Source organism: Arthrobacter sp. lap29 (genome assembly GCF_032458965.1).
GTDB classification, from domain to species: domain Bacteria; phylum Actinomycetota; class Actinomycetes; order Actinomycetales; family Micrococcaceae; genus Specibacter; species Specibacter psychrochitiniphilus.
On sequence record NZ_JAUCEK010000001.1, the window covers coordinates 185,636 to 199,301 of the forward strand.

The window sequence follows — 13,666 nt, forward strand, 5'->3', positions numbered from 1 at the left end:
GACCATGAGCGAGGACTCAGCAACAGGGGCAGGTGCCAGCGTTGGTACTGATGCGCAGGTGGCTTTCATCGGTCTGGGACACATGGGTGGCCCCATGGCAGCCAACCTGGTGAAGGCGGGCTATTCAGTCACCGGATTTGATGTGGTGCCCGCGGCGCTGGAAGCGGCAGCCGCGGCCGGTGTGGTGGTGGCGGAATCCTCAGCCGCAGCCGCGGATGGCGCTGATGTCATCATCACCATGTTGCCAGCTGGCAAGCACGTGTTTGCCGCGTTCGAGGGCGAAGGTCCCGGTGGCGGGCTGCTGGCCGCAGCTAAACCAGGTGCCCTGTTCCTGGAATGCTCCACCATTTCCGTCGAGGACGCACGGGCCGCACATTGGATGGTGGCTAACTCCGGCCACCGTGGCCTGGATGCTCCCGTGTCCGGCGGTGTCATGGGGGCCGAGGCTGGCACCTTGACGTTTATGGTGGGCGGCTCCGAGGAGGACTTTGCCGCGGGCATGCCGTTGTTTGAGGTGATGGGTAAACGGATTGTGCTCTGTGGTGGCCCCGGCGCCGGGCAGGCCGCCAAGGTGTGCAACAACATGATCTTGGGTGTGTCCATGATCGCCGTCAGCGAGGCGTTTGTGCTGGGTGAAAAGCTGGGGCTGACACACCAGGCGCTGTACGATGTTGCCGCCAATGCGTCCGGACAATGCTGGGCGCTGACCACCAACTGCCCGGTACCGGGGCCCGTTGCCGCCAGCCCCGCCAACCGCGACTACCAACCCGGGTTCGCCGGGGCGCTCATGGCTAAGGACCTGGGGCTGGCCGTGGAGGCCCTGAATGCGACAGGCGTGGACGCCGTGATGGGGCGCTCCGCCGAGGAAATATACCGTGAGTTCGCTCTGGAAGGCGGAGCCGGAACCGATTTCTCGGGCATCATCAACACCATCCGGGCTGCCTCGGACGGTGCCACCTCCGACTGAGCTTGCTCCTTTTTCCCAGACACCTCTCCATTTACTGAAACGGAAGACCTTGTCATGACGCAGTATTCCTTGATCCTGACCGAACAACGCGGCCGGGTTGGCCTCATAACGCTCAACCGTCCCGAAGCCTTGAACGCACTCAGTGACACCATGGGCCGTGAAATTCTGGCCGCGGCACGGGCCTTTGATGCCGACCCCGGGGTGGGAGCCATTGTCATCACAGGATCCTCACGGGCCTTCGCCGCAGGTGCGGACATCAAGGAGATGGCGAGTAAATCCTCCGTTGACATGTACCTTGCCGACTGGTTTTCAGCCTGGGATGAGCTGGCCCGGGTCCGGACCCCGCTCATCGCCGCCGTGGCTGGCCATGCCTTGGGCGGTGGGTGCGAGCTGGCCATGATCGCGGACTTCATCATTGCCGCGGAGAACGCAAAGTTTGGCCAGCCGGAGATCAAGTTGGGCGTCATTCCGGGGATGGGCGGCTCGCAGCGGCTGACCCGCGCCATCGGTAAAGCCAAGGCCATGGAAATGGTGCTGACCGGGCGGGTTATGGGCGCGCTTGAGGCCGAGGCGGCCGGGTTGGTGGCCCGGGTGGTTCCTGTTGATGCGCTGTTGGAGGAGGCCATGGAAACCGCTGCCACCATCGCCTCCATGTCAAAGCCCGTGGCCATGATCGCCAAGGAAGCCGTCAACGCGGCCTTTGAGTCCACCCTTGCCGAGGGAGTTCGGCACGAGCGGCGCGGGATCTTCGCCTGTTTCGCCACCGAGGATCAGAAGGAAGGCATGGCAGCCTTCACCGAAAAACGCCCGGCCAATTTCAAACACCGCTAATTTCCTTCCGACGCTCCCTCACCTTTGGCGGCTTTTTGGGAAACCCTCCCTCACAGGGGCGCGAATCCTAGTCCCGATCCGGTTGCCCCATGATGTGGGGCGGCCGGGTGCCCCACGGAACCACCCTCAAAACCGGCGTTTCAGGCCCAACAACCACTCGAGTTGGTGATTGGCGAAAATGCATGTACTGTTGAGGACGCAACGCGGGGTGGAGCAGTTCGGTAGCTCGCCGGGCTCATAACCCGGAGGTCACAGGTTCAAATCCTGTCCCCGCAACCAGATGAGGAAAACCCTCGGTCAGATGACCGGGGGTTTTTCGTTTCCCCGTGCCGTCGCTAGCCGGCTGCGCCGGGTTCGAGAGCCAAAAATTGGGTGAAGGTGTCGTTGTGATTTCCGCGGAAAGCGTGCCGCAGCGTCCAGCGCTGGAGCGTTCCTTGACCAGCACGGAGTTCTCCCGCTGGTACTGGCTGACTTTGCCCGCAGCTACGCCCTTGTCTCTACGGCACTGCAACGCGGCAACTCAGCGGAGCCGTCACCGCGGACACAAGAGTCCCGGCGGGCCAGCGCTGCAGCCAGCTCCTGCGCGCTTGGTTTGAGGCACAAATGGATGCAGCCTGGCAGGTCTACCGATCCCTGCCGGTGGACCTGCGCCCCTGAATACCCTTGTGGCCCACGTCTGCCTCAGCCGCTGCAGGAGCGTTGGTAGTAGGGCCGGAGGATTAGGCCGGGTAAAGAAGTACTTCTGCTGCCTTAACCACGAAGTACACATCGGCACCCGGTGCCAATCCAAGCTCGGCGACGGCGGCGGGGGAGATGTCGGCGGACATCTGCCCGGCCCGGACTCGAATGTGACCGCCGTGGGGCTCCAAGTCGCTCACCCGTACCCTGAAGCAGTTCCTCGGGCTTCCTGCCGGCGGGGCCAAGAACACTGACACCGCCGACGGCGGGAATGCGGCTATCGCGGCCAGCTCACCACGGGCACCACTACCGGCTCCGTCACTTTGGGCGCCGACTGCTTGGCTACCGACGGGCTGGCCGGTGACTTGGACGCCGTCGGGCATGGAAAGAATGTTTCCGGACAAGGAGCCGGAGAGGACGTTGAGTCCGGCCAATGAGGCGGCAAAGGCGCTGCGCGGATGGGACAGCACCGCGGCGGTGGGGCCGGATTCTACGATCCGTCCGTGCGCCATCACAATGATGCGGTCCGCGAGCATGAGTGCGTCCAGGACGTCGTGCGTGACGATGATGGCACGGCGCCCGGTCAGCACGCGTTTGAGCAGGCTGCGCAGGAACGGGGTGCTGTTCACATCGAGTGCGGCCATGGGTTCATCGAGTAGCAGCAATTCTGGATCTGTGGCGAGTGCCCGGGCCAGAGCCACCCGTTGTGCCTGCCCGCCGGACAACGCTGCCGGTAGTCGTCGAGCAAGCTCCAGCGCGCCTATCTCATCCAACCAATGGCGGGCTGTTTCGCGGCTTGCCTTCTTCGTGGCTCCTTGGCTTCGCGGGCCAAAGGCCACATTGTCTAGTACATTCAGGTGCGGGAAAAGAAGTGGTTCCTGCGCCAGCAAGCCAATGCCGCGTTCATGCGGGGGCAACCACAGCGAACCGCCGCGGCCCTTGCCGCCGCCGGAGCCAGCGCTGGAGCCGCCGCCGGGGGAGAGCCGGAACAGGGTGCGCCCGTCCAAAGTAGCGAGTCCGGAATCGGGTTTGAGCAGGCCCGCCAGCATATGCACGGCCGTGGACTTGCCCGCTCCGTTGGGGCCCATGATGGCGAGGGTTTCGCCCGGCTGCACATGTAATTCAAAATCTACATTCCGGACGGCGAGGGTTGCTTTCAGTTGCAGGGTCATAAGGCATCCGCCCGTCCGGACACAGAAGAGTGTTGCGGTGGCTTCGGCGCCCGGTACGTCAACGCCACTACAATCACGGCCACAGCAATGAGTAGGAAGGATAGTGCCACGGCGGCCTCAGGGTCCGTTTCACGCTGCAAATAGATTTCCAATGGCAGGGTCCGTGTGACACCCTGCAAGCTACCGGCAAACGTCAGCGTAGCGCCAAATTCACCCAGACTGCGGGCAAAGGAAAGCACAGCCCCGGAGATCAGCCCCGGCAGCACCAGCGGCACGGTCACCCGGCGCAGCACGGTTCCGGGACGGGCTCCCAACGTTGCGGCAACGGCCTCATATTTCTGTCCGGCGGTGCGCAACGTCCCCTCGAGGCTCAGCACCAGAAACGGTAGTGCCACGAAGGTTTGCGCCATGATGACGGCCGTGGTGGAGAACGCAATATTGATGCCCACCAGCTGCAGCGACTTGCCCATCAGTCCGGCTCGGCCAAAGGTGTACAGCAGCGCCAAACCGCCCACCACTGGAGGCACCACCAGCGGCAGCAGTATCAAAGCGCGTAGAATTCGTTGTCCAAAAAACTGCGTCCGCGCCAGCAGTAACGCCAGCGGTACGCCAAAAATGATGCACAGCACGGTACTCGCAGCCGCAGTTCGCAGACTTAGCAACAGGGCAGCCACGGAGGATTCTGAGCTAATAAGTGGCAGGAACTGCCCCCAGTTGACCTGTGCCACCATACCGGTCAGTGGCAGCAGAATGAACAATGCCCCCAACGCCGCGAGAGCATAAATCCACGCTGGGACCCCTGAGTACTGCCATGAACGGCGCCAGCTACCACCACGCGCGGCCCCGGCATCTGGGCCGGTTGGGGCGCCGTGGTGAGGGGAGAAGGTCTTAGGGAGCGCCAAATCCAGCGTCCCGGAGAGTCTTTTGGCCCTGCTCCCCGGTCACCAAGGCAATGAAGGCCTGAGCTACCTGAGGGGATTGTGAAGTGTTGACGGCGGCAATGGGGTAGTGGTTGATGGTGGGCTTCTTGAGCCCGAGCGGGATGCTCACCACTTTGTCCCCTGCGGTTTTGGCGTCTGTAACGTAGACCAGTCCGGCGTCTGCCTCACCGGAGGTGACTTTACCCAGAACGCTGGTGACGTTCAGTTCCTCGCTGACGGGTTTCAACGTCAGGCCGGCGGACTTGGCGTCTGAGGCGCTGGCGGCGCCACACGGCACCTGGGGTGCGCAAATGACAAGTTTTACGCCTTCCTTGGCGGCATCGGCAAAGGAGGTGATGCTCGCGGGGTTGCCGGGCGGGACCACCAAGGTCAAGAAGTTATTGGCAAACTCAACGGGGGTTCCCTGGACGAGCCCGGCGTCGCTGAGTTTGTTCATGTTGGCCTGGTCGGCAGAGGCGAAAACATCAGCTGGGGCACCTTCCTTGATCTGGGTGACCAGTGTGGAGGAGCCGTCAAAGCTGAGTGAGACCTTCACCTTCGGGTGGGCGGCTTCGAACTGTGTTGCCATCTCGGTGAACGTTTTTTTCAGTGAGGCGGCGGCGTAGACATTGAGCGTGCCGGAGAGTTCCGGACTGTCCATGACAGGAGCGGAAGGAGAATTTTGCGGGGCTGGATCCGCGGAGGGAGCGCATGCGGCCAAGCCTAACGCCATCACGGCACCGGCCGCGAGGGCTGTGTACCGGATTCCCCTGTGCCCGGAGCCTAGGCGCCCAGCCATGCTCCGAGATCCAGATGCTTTCCATGACGATCGTGTGAACATTTTCATGCGGTTTTCCCCTTTGCCGGCACTTCGATAATGACGTTGGTTGACTTCACTACTGCTGTGGCCACTGAACCGAGTTCAAGCCCCAAATCGCGCACGGCTTCACTGCTCATGAGCGAGACCACACGGAATGGCCCGCACTGCATTTCAACTTGGGCCATGACCCTATCCATCACAATGTTGGTTACAAGGCCCACCATACGGTTGCGTGCGGAGCTGCCAATTCCGGTGGGATCGTCGGGCAGCTGTGATTGCTTCTTCGCCAAGGCAGCCAGCTCAACGCCGTCCACCACCATCCGCCCCTGTTGGTCCTTGCTGCCGTGCAAGGTGCCATTCTCGAGCCAGCGGCGCACGGTGTCGTCACTGACACCAAGGAAACGGGCGGCTTCTGAAACGCGAATAGGTGTCATATAGGCCATTCTATCCGCAAATACGGCATCTAGGACTGTTTGGCGTGCAGTAATCTTCAGGCGCGGACAGCTACTGCGCTGGCGGGCTGGTGGCTCTAAGCTGAAGTGAGTCGCCTTCACGTAGGGGAGGCCCGAAAGGAAAGAGTTGGACATGAATGCACCTATTAATACCGGACTTGCAGGAGCCGTACCTGTGCTGACTTTGAACAACGGCGTCACCATCCCGCAGTTGGGGTTCGGTGTCTTCCAGATTCCGCCGGAGGAGACCCGCCTCGCCGTGGGCGAGGCACTGGCAGCTGGTTACCGGCATATTGATACAGCCGCCGCCTACCGCAATGAGGCCGGTGTGGGTGCCGCGATTGCGGAATCCGGTATACCGCGGGACGAGATTTTCCTGACCACCAAGCTGCGCAACGGCGAACAGGGCAGCCCCCGGGCAGCGTTTGAGGCAAGCCGCAAGGCCTTGGGCGTGGACACGATCGATCTGTACCTCATCCATTGGCCCGTCCCATCTCAAGGACTCTACGTGCAGGCCTGGCGGGAACTAGAGATCCTCTACGCCGAGGGGCACATCAGGGCCATTGGAGTTTCCAACTTCCTCCCTGAGCACCTTGACGAATTGCTGGCCAACTCCACAGTGGTGCCGGCAGTCAACCAGATTGAGGTGCACCCTAGTTTCACGCAGGATGCGCTGGCACAAAAGAGTCGCAGCCATGATATTGCGGTTCAGGCTTACAGCCCGCTGGGACAGGGCCGGGATTTGTCCAGCCCCGTTGTGAGCGAATTGGCTGCCAAATATGGGGCGACTGCGGCCCAGATTGTGCTTGCCTGGCATCTGGGGCTCGGGAATATTGTGATCCCTAAGTCAGTAACCCCGCAACGCATCCGAGAGAATTTGGCCGCCACGAGTTTTAGCCTGAGCTCCGAGGAAATAGCAGCTATCTCCGCCTTGGAAACTGGCGAACGGATTGGGGCCGATCCTGCCGTAGCCGCTTTCACCCAGATGTAGACGCACGGACGGCGCAGGTCCCATATCTGCTCAATAAGCATGGGTGGTTTCGGAGGAATCCGAAACCACCCATGTGGAGCCACACTTTTGTAGCTGCCCAGTCGCAGCGGCTAGGAATTAGAGCGAATCGAACTCAGCTTCGTCAATGTGATCCGCTGCCGTGATGGCAGCCGGAGCCGGTGATCCGCCAGCCTTCAAAGCAGCCAAACGGGCTTCAACCTCAGTCTGCTCGCCCAAGTCCTCGAGGGAGTTGAACTGGGCATCCAGGCTGGAGGCGGCGAGCTCGTTCTGTCCACGCACCTTAGCTTCTTCGCGGCGGATTTTCTCCTCGAAACGGCTCACCTCACTGGTGGGGTCCATGATGTCGATGCTCTTGAGCGCATCGTGCACCTGACTCTGCGCAGCCGCCGTCTTGGAGCGTGCAATCAGCTCATTGCGCTTGCTGGCCAATTCACTGAGCTTGCCGTTCATCTGCTGCAAACCAGTTTTGAGCTTGTCAACCACATCCGTCTGAGCGGCGATGTTCGGTTGTGCCGCACGGGCCTCATTCTCAGAGGAGATCTGACGCTGCAGCGCCACCTTGGCCAGGTTGTCGAACTTCTGAGCGTCGGCAGGATTACCTGCGGAGCGGAATTCATCAGCCTTGCGGCTTGCGGCGAGGGCCTTGGAACCCCAATCCTGGGCGTTCTTTACGTCCTCGTTGTAGTCATCTTCGAGCATGCGCAGGTTGCCGATGGTCTGAGCAACGGCACTTTCAGCCTCGGTGATGTTGGCCTTGTAATCGCGCACCATCTGGTCAAGCATCTTCTGAGGGTCCTCGGCCTGATCCAAAAGCGCATTGATGTTGGCCTTGGCCAACTGTGAGATACGGCCGAAAATTGACTGCTTTGCCATTCTTTACCCCTTACATTTGCTGGTTGCATCAAATAGAAATCTCAATAAGTACGGTGCGAGGCGTCCAATAGTGTTTGAGTCTAAAGGACCTTCCTGAATTCTTGCCCAGCCTACCCGGCGGTGCAATGCCGTGAACGTTCGACGCCGGTTCCTGGGTTGGGTGCCTGCCGTTATGTTGCGCAGTAGCTTCGCAGCCAGAGGAACAAGTGTGGGCGCAGTGCACCCGGCGGAACTAGAAGTTACCGCCGCCACCACCAAAGCCGCCGCCGCCTCCACCGCCTCCACCACCAAAGCCACCGCCGCCTCCGCCACCAAAACCGCCTCCCCCAAAGCCTCCGCCTCCACCGCCGGACAGCAGCCCGCCAATGATGCCGCCGAGAATGGCGCCGCCCATTCCTCCGCCCATGGATCCGCGGCCTCCTCCGCCGTACCCTCCGCCTCCGCCGAAGCGATCAACATCGTTCTGCGCGTACTGGATGGCTTGTTGGGCCAGTGCTTGTGCTTGTTGGGCATAAGTTAATGCGTTGCTGGGATCAGAATCGGCAATGCTCACGGCGTAGTCGAAGTTGCGTTCCGCCTCGGAGAGCCGGGTCCTGGCCGCTGATCCAACCCCGCCGCGACGGGCGGCAATGAAGTCCTTGGCGGTGGCGATAGTTGCCTGTGCCCCGGCAAGAGCTTGTTGTAGTGAGGCCTGAGCGCGCAGGGCTTGCTGTTGCTGATCTCGGATGCCCATCAAGAGTTCATCGAGCTGAGTGTGAGCAGTCTGCACAGCGGTCAGCAGCGCAACGGGGTCCGGTTTACCTGCAGCAGCGTTCATGCGCACATCGTCGAGTGAGGTTTCTGCGGCCTGGACGGTGGGTGCGTAGCGGGCAAACTGAGCCGATGCCACCATGGACTTAGCTTGTTCAAGATCAGCAACGGCTGCTGGAAGTGCAGCCCGCAACGTGGTGGCCGCGTCATTAATGGCAGCCTCGGTTTTGGTGATGGCTTGTAGCAGCACACTACTTTGTAGCAGGCTTTCCTCGGCGGCCTTGACCGCAACAGCAGCGCCTGCCGTATCCGATCCCGCCAGTTTGGTATCAGCCTCGGCTGCCGCAGTGTCAACAAAATCGAGGCGTTCGGTGGCTTCGGCAACGTTGTCGCGCACCGGTGCCAATGCGGTCTCGGAGTATTGAGCTGTCAACGCCGTCAACTTTTGTTCGGCACCGGCAACTTCCTTCCGAGCTTCGGCGGCCTGGGCCCGAAGGCTGGCCAGCACGGTTGGAGCCGTCCGTTCCAGCTCGCGGAGCTCATCGAAGCCGGCCTTCTCGGCATTCAATGCAGCGTTGGCGTCCTCGCTGCGTTTGATAATTTCTCCGAGCCACGTCCGCTGTTCTTCAATGGTGTCCGGAACTTCGTCGTCGAGTTGTTGTTGGAGCTTGAACGATTCGGACAGGTGCGTCTTGGCGCTGTCCAACGCTGCCTGGAATTGTTTGACGGCCGCATCTCCATAGGATGCCTGGGCGAAACCAATCTCATGCTCACTGGTCTTGATGGCGTCATCGGCGGCGATCAGCAGGGAACCGGCCTTGGAACGCAGCTCCGGGATGGTCATGCCGGCATTGGGGTCCAGGGCTGCCCCGTCGGGTCCGTAACCCTTGGCGGTGGCTTCAGCAGCGTTCTTCTTGCGCTTCCTACGCATGTAGAGGGCCGTACCGGCACCGCCAACCACCACGACGCCTCCCACTCCCAACGCAACGAATCCACCGGTTGGGTCGGGGACCTTGCCCTTACCTCCGCTGGCTGCATCGCCCAGGGCTGCGGCTGCATCGATGGCGGCCTGCGCCCAGTTCCCAGCGGAGAGCTGGGGTTTGATGGCGCTCGATTGAATGGTGGAGCCTTGGGCTGGGGTCAGGAACGTGTTGGTGCCGCCAACGAATCCAAACTGTTTTGTTTGGACAGCCACGGCCAGCAGAACATCGAACTGGCCCATGTTTTTCTCGGTGGCAACAGTTTGGGCCCACGCCTCCGGGGCCTGCCCATCAAAGGAGTCGACATAGACCGCGAAGAGCGTCACACCGTGGTCCTTGCTCAATTTCGTGATCGCGTTTTGAACCTCGGCCTTTTGATTGCCAAGAGCATTGGCATTGTCCACAATGTAGGTGCCGCCGGGAATACTCACGGGCGGTTCGGCGTGTGCCAGAGCTGCCGGGAACAACATCAGTGCCACCAATGCCAAGACTGCTAGAACTGGGGGATATACCTTCAACCGTGCAAACATCGCTCACCTTTGGTGTGGGACCACAGCGGGACCACTCTGGGAATCGGGCTTAATACTTCACACGATACTATGGGGCAGTTTCGATTGGCCTGGCTAAGCACAGCAAGTTTTTCGCTGTCCGGATAATGCCACCGCTGCTGGGCAGGGGAGATAATGGGAGCTGATGAACCTTCACAGCTACCTTCCAGCGAACGTTCGTCAAGGCTCCAGCCACGAACGACATGATGAAACTCAAGCAAGGATTCATCACACAGGATTTCAATGAAGGGACAGCTGATGTCTGAGAACAACGGTGAAAACACCACACGCAGCAACGAACAATCCGAGCAGGACCAGCCCACCCCCTCCCAGCACGACGGTGCCGCAACTGCGCCCGAAGCAACTGCGCCCGAAACTTCCCAGCCCGAGGGATCTGCATCGCAGCAGCCCCAGCAGCCGCGATTCGCGCAAGCACCCCATACCGGCGCTACACCTGCCAGCCCCTCCTTTGCGCCACGGCAGGAACAGCAGCCCTGGGCCGCCCCTGTTCAAGCTCCGCAGTCGCAGGCTCCCTATACCCAGGCTCCACAAGCTCCCTATGCCCCGGCTCCTCAGGCCCAGCCCGTCAGGCCAACCCAGCAGTCGCAAGCCCCCCAGCAGCCCCCAGCCGGAGCTCCGTCCCCCGGATATGCTGCTCCGCCGGCCTACGGGGCCCCATCCCACAGCGCAACATCCCACAGCGCAACATCCCACAGCGCAACGTCCCAGAACCCCACGGAACCCATCCCGCAGAGCTTTGGTCACCAAGGATTTGGTGAGGGATATGCCGGGCCGGGCTATCCGGCGTCAAACGCTTATCCACACTCAGTGGCACCGGCCGTTGCACCGCAAAGCCGGCGCAAGGAAGGCAGGAAGGTGGGCATGGGCATGTTCACCTCCGGCGTTTTGGCCGCAGCGTTAGTGGGCGGGCTGGTGGGCGGCGGATCCTTGTTCCTGCTCGACCAGCAGAATAACAACACCGCCACCGGTAGCAGCCAGCAGAGTGCCCCCTTGGTGGTCAATAACACCAACTCGGTCAATCAGGTGACGGCGGCCGCTGCCAAGGCCATGCCGTCGGTGGTCACCATTTCGGCCACGAGCGGCACTTCCGGCGGCACAGGTTCAGGGATCATCTTGGACACGGAAGGTCATATCCTGACCAACACGCACGTTGTCACGCTGGACGGGGCGGCCGCGCACGCCACTATTCAGGTCCAGACCAGCAATAACAAGGTTTATGACGCCACGATCGTTGGTACTGACCCGCTCTCAGACCTTGCCATCATCAAAATTGATGCACCCAATCTGGTTCCGGCCACGCTGGGTGACTCCAACAAGATCAATGTCGGTGACACCGTGATCGCGATCGGTTCGCCGCTAGGCCTCAATGCCACAGTCACCGAAGGTATTGTCTCCACGCTGAACCGCACCATCCAAGTGGCGTCCTCTGCTGTTCCGGAAACCCCCGGAGACTCCTCCCCGAATCAAGGCGATGGTGGCAATGGCTTCCAATTCTCGCCTCCGGGCGGTGGGCAATCCAGCACAACGCCCACGGGAACGGTGAATTTGAACGTGATCCAGACCGACGCGGCCATCAACCCCGGCAACTCCGGTGGTGCCCTAGTCAATGCACAAGGCCAGGTCATCGGTGTCAACGTAGCTATCGCCTCAACGGGCAGTTCATCCGGCTCCAGCAGCCAAAGTGGCAACATCGGTGTGGGTTTCTCCATCCCCATGGATCATGCCCAGCGGATTGCTCAGGACATCATCAAAACCGGTAAGGCCACCCACGGCCAGCTAGGTGTCACAGTCGGTGGTACCTCCTCAACGGGGTCAAGTAGTTCCTTCTCAACTGGTGCCACCGTGGCTAAGGTGACGGCAGGAAGCGCCGCTGCGAAAGCAGGCTTGAAGGAGGGCGATGTCATCACTCAAATGGGCAACCGCACCATCTCGGACCCTGCAGATTTGACAGCCGCCGTTCGTGAACAAGCGGGCGGCGCCACCGTCAAGGTGGACTTCACCCGGGCAGGCAAGGCCCAGAGCGTGGACGTCACACTGGATACCATGGCAGCTAGCTAGATCGGAGCCCTGCCGGGTCCCTGCAAGTCCGCACTGGACGCGCTGGCACCGGCAGAGTCCATAAGAGAGTCCCCGCAGGGAGCTACCAACTTTTGGAGCTTCCAGCGGGGACTCTTTTCGCTTGCTCCAACCATTGGCGCGCCCGCCCCCCACATCCGCGCCCGTACAACCGGGCGCGGATGTGGGGGGCGGGCGCGGATGTTGCGCGGTGGTGTGGGGTCCGGGCGCGGATGTTGGGCGCGGTGGCTACTGCGCCAGTACTTTGCCTAGAACCGGGGTGGATGCGGCCAGCCCCAATCTTACGAGTCCAATTCCGCACGCCAGTACCCCTGCGATGACCACGAGCGAGAGTGGCGCAAAAATCAATGCGGCACCGGTCAGCGGGAACAGCAGGATCACAGCCAGCGCGGCGGATCCAACAGTGACCAGCCGAACCGGTGACATCACGGCCCGCTTGCGTGCAGCATCCATGACGGAGCGTGGCATGCCCAGCCGGTCCAGGCTTACATATAGCTCGCGCCGGTCCAGCACAGCAGCGGCCTGGTTGACGCCGGCGCTGGCAGCCACCAGCAGGAATGACGCCACCACCGTAATGAGTACGCCTGTGCGCATGTCGCCGGTCAGGTACATTTCTGCGGGGTTGCTGCTCTCGCCCGCCGCGGAAATCAGCGCCAACCCCGTCCCGGCGATCACGGCGATGAAGCTCGTCATGGATAGCGAGCTAACCTGCCGCCACGCCGCCTTGGGCGATTCCAGCACGGTCCGCGCGGCCAGCAGCTTCACGGGAGTTTGCGCCCTGCGCAGCCCAATTCCTGCCAGCCACTTGAGCACAAACGGTCCCATGAGATTCAGCACCGCCAGCCCGCCGGCAAAACCTCCGCAGACCATGACCACCACGATGGCCAGCGAGGGGCTGGACATGGCAGTACTCATCACCGCATATAGTACGACGGCGGCCACACCCCCAAGCGCCAACCGGAGCCAGTGCACTGTGGGCGCGTTTTGCCTCGTGCGCACACCCAACGGGGAGAGCACCACTTGGCGCAGCCCCACCGCGGCGCTTACTGCAGCCAACAGGATCAGGGCCGCGGCAGCAATCACCAGCACGTTCGCGGGGAGCCACAGCTTATCTAACCCCAAGGCTTGGCCTTGGAAGGGGATCAGCGCAATGGCGGGCAGGGCGGCAACGTACAGCACAACCCCGGCCAGCACCCCCACACAAGCGATGACGGTGGATTCCACAATTGTCATGACGGATACCAGTGCCGCAGTGGCACCCAGGAGCCGTAGTGTGGAGAGGCGTTCGTCGCGGCGCCGGGCTGAGAGCCGGGCGGCCGAACCGCCCAGCGTGAGCATGGGCAACACCATGAGGGACACTGCCAGCGCGGCCAGCATTTGGTAGGCGCCGGCGGTACCGAACTCATCGTCCTGTGCGGGGTTGGTGAAAAAGCTGAGCCCGCCTGCCAAAACAATCAGCAACAGGGCAGTGACTAGGGCGAATGCGACGGCGGGCAGGGCGATGACGGCCTTGCTGCCGGAGGAGGGGCGGGAGGTCAGCCACAGGATGGAAAACGTTGATTTCAT

At 61.7% G+C, this 13,666-nt stretch carries 11 protein-coding genes and 1 tRNA gene; 5 read left to right on the forward strand and 7 right to left on the reverse strand.

Annotated elements, in window-relative coordinates; translation table 11 throughout:
- Positions 1 to 4 precede the first annotated feature (4 nt).
- The 3 genes from mmsB (at position 5) to RY113_RS00850 (ending at position 2,077) form a co-directional block, all read left to right on the forward strand.
- Entirely contained in the window at positions 5 to 967 is a 963-nt protein-coding gene (mmsB, locus tag RY113_RS00840) for a 3-hydroxyisobutyrate dehydrogenase (RefSeq protein ID WP_315912962.1), read from the forward strand.
- A 54-nt stretch (positions 968 to 1,021) separates the two neighbouring features.
- On the forward strand, positions 1,022 to 1,798 hold the full coding sequence (locus RY113_RS00845; protein WP_315912963.1) for an enoyl-CoA hydratase: 777 nt from the start codon (positions 1,022 to 1,024) through the stop codon (positions 1,796 to 1,798).
- A 202-nt stretch (positions 1,799 to 2,000) separates the two neighbouring features.
- Positions 2,001 to 2,077, forward strand: a tRNA-Met gene (locus tag RY113_RS00850).
- 440 nt (positions 2,078 to 2,517) lie between these two features.
- On the opposite strand, the gene RY113_RS00855 is transcribed toward RY113_RS00850, so the two are convergent.
- The 4 genes from RY113_RS00855 to RY113_RS00870 all read right to left on the reverse strand — a co-directional run bounded on the left by RY113_RS00855 (position 2,518) and on the right by RY113_RS00870 (position 5,822).
- The gene (locus tag RY113_RS00855; protein ID WP_315912964.1) at positions 2,518 to 3,648 is read right to left on the reverse strand and encodes an ABC transporter ATP-binding protein; all 1,131 of its coding nucleotides are present in this window, start codon (positions 3,646 to 3,648) and stop codon (positions 2,518 to 2,520) included.
- Positions 3,645 to 4,433 (reverse strand): ABC transporter permease, encoded by a 789-nt coding sequence (locus RY113_RS00860; protein WP_245932261.1) that lies wholly within the window; start codon positions 4,431 to 4,433, stop codon positions 3,645 to 3,647. Before RY113_RS00860 ends, RY113_RS00855 begins: the two co-directional genes overlap by 4 nt.
- 103 nt (positions 4,434 to 4,536) lie before the next feature.
- Positions 4,537 to 5,367 (reverse strand): molybdate ABC transporter substrate-binding protein, encoded by an 831-nt coding sequence (gene modA / locus RY113_RS00865; protein WP_315912965.1) that lies wholly within the window; start codon positions 5,365 to 5,367, stop codon positions 4,537 to 4,539.
- Positions 5,368 to 5,411: 44 nt separating this feature from the next.
- Complete coding sequence (locus RY113_RS00870) at positions 5,412 to 5,822, reverse strand: molybdopterin-binding protein (protein ID WP_110107057.1); 411 nt, start codon at positions 5,820 to 5,822, stop codon at positions 5,412 to 5,414.
- Positions 5,823 to 5,973: 151 nt separating this feature from the next.
- Here RY113_RS00870 and RY113_RS00875 point away from each other — a divergent pair, with 151 nt between their 5' ends.
- Positions 5,974 to 6,831: an aldo/keto reductase gene (locus tag RY113_RS00875; protein ID WP_315912966.1), complete on the forward strand. Its 858-nt coding sequence runs from the start codon at positions 5,974 to 5,976 to the stop codon at positions 6,829 to 6,831.
- 117 nt (positions 6,832 to 6,948) lie between these two features.
- Here RY113_RS00875 and RY113_RS00880 read toward each other — a convergent pair whose 3' ends face one another.
- Together RY113_RS00880 and RY113_RS00885 are read right to left on the reverse strand one after the other, a co-directional pair.
- Positions 6,949 to 7,725 carry a PspA/IM30 family protein gene (locus tag RY113_RS00880; RefSeq protein ID WP_110107059.1) on the reverse strand — a complete coding sequence of 259 codons (777 nt, stop codon included), beginning with the start codon at positions 7,723 to 7,725 and terminating at the stop codon, positions 6,949 to 6,951.
- A 232-nt stretch (positions 7,726 to 7,957) separates the two neighbouring features.
- Complete coding sequence (locus RY113_RS00885) at positions 7,958 to 9,985, reverse strand: TPM domain-containing protein (protein WP_315912967.1); 2,028 nt, start codon at positions 9,983 to 9,985, stop codon at positions 7,958 to 7,960.
- A gap of 276 nt (positions 9,986 to 10,261) precedes the next feature.
- Here RY113_RS00885 and RY113_RS00890 point away from each other — a divergent pair, with 276 nt between their 5' ends.
- Positions 10,262 to 12,082 carry a trypsin-like peptidase domain-containing protein gene (locus RY113_RS00890; RefSeq protein ID WP_315912968.1) on the forward strand — a complete coding sequence of 607 codons (1,821 nt, stop codon included), beginning with the start codon at positions 10,262 to 10,264 and terminating at the stop codon, positions 12,080 to 12,082.
- A 246-nt stretch (positions 12,083 to 12,328) separates the two neighbouring features.
- Here RY113_RS00890 and RY113_RS00895 read toward each other — a convergent pair whose 3' ends face one another.
- A complete protein-coding gene (locus tag RY113_RS00895) occupies positions 12,329 to 13,666 on the reverse strand; it encodes an FtsX-like permease family protein (RefSeq protein ID WP_315913339.1) in 1,338 nt (445 codons plus the stop codon).

Bases quoted from the DNA above. Each gene is read 5' to 3' on its own strand.
- RY113_RS00880 (WP_110107059.1), bottom strand. From the start codon at position 7,725: ATGGCAAAGCAGTCAATTTTCGGCCGTATCTCACAGTTGGCCAAGGCC.
- RY113_RS00870 (WP_110107057.1), bottom strand. From the start codon at position 5,822: ATGACACCTATTCGCGTTTCAGAAGCCGCCCGTTTCCTTGGTGTCAGT.
- RY113_RS00855 (WP_315912964.1), bottom strand. From the start codon at position 3,648: ATGACCCTGCAACTGAAAGCAACCCTCGCCGTCCGGAATGTAGATTTT.
- RY113_RS00885 (WP_315912967.1), bottom strand. From the start codon at position 9,985: ATGTTTGCACGGTTGAAGGTATATCCCCCAGTTCTAGCAGTCTTGGCA.
- RY113_RS00875 (WP_315912966.1), top strand. From the start codon at position 5,974: ATGAATGCACCTATTAATACCGGACTTGCAGGAGCCGTACCTGTGCTG.
- RY113_RS00895 (WP_315913339.1), bottom strand. From the start codon at position 13,666: ATGAAATCAACGTTTTCCATCCTGTGGCTGACCTCCCGCCCCTCCTCC.
- modA (WP_315912965.1), bottom strand. From the start codon at position 5,367: ATGGCTGGGCGCCTAGGCTCCGGGCACAGGGGAATCCGGTACACAGCC.
- RY113_RS00845 (WP_315912963.1), top strand. From the start codon at position 1,022: ATGACGCAGTATTCCTTGATCCTGACCGAACAACGCGGCCGGGTTGGC.
- mmsB (WP_315912962.1), top strand. From the start codon at position 5: ATGAGCGAGGACTCAGCAACAGGGGCAGGTGCCAGCGTTGGTACTGAT.
- RY113_RS00890 (WP_315912968.1), top strand. From the start codon at position 10,262: ATGTCTGAGAACAACGGTGAAAACACCACACGCAGCAACGAACAATCC.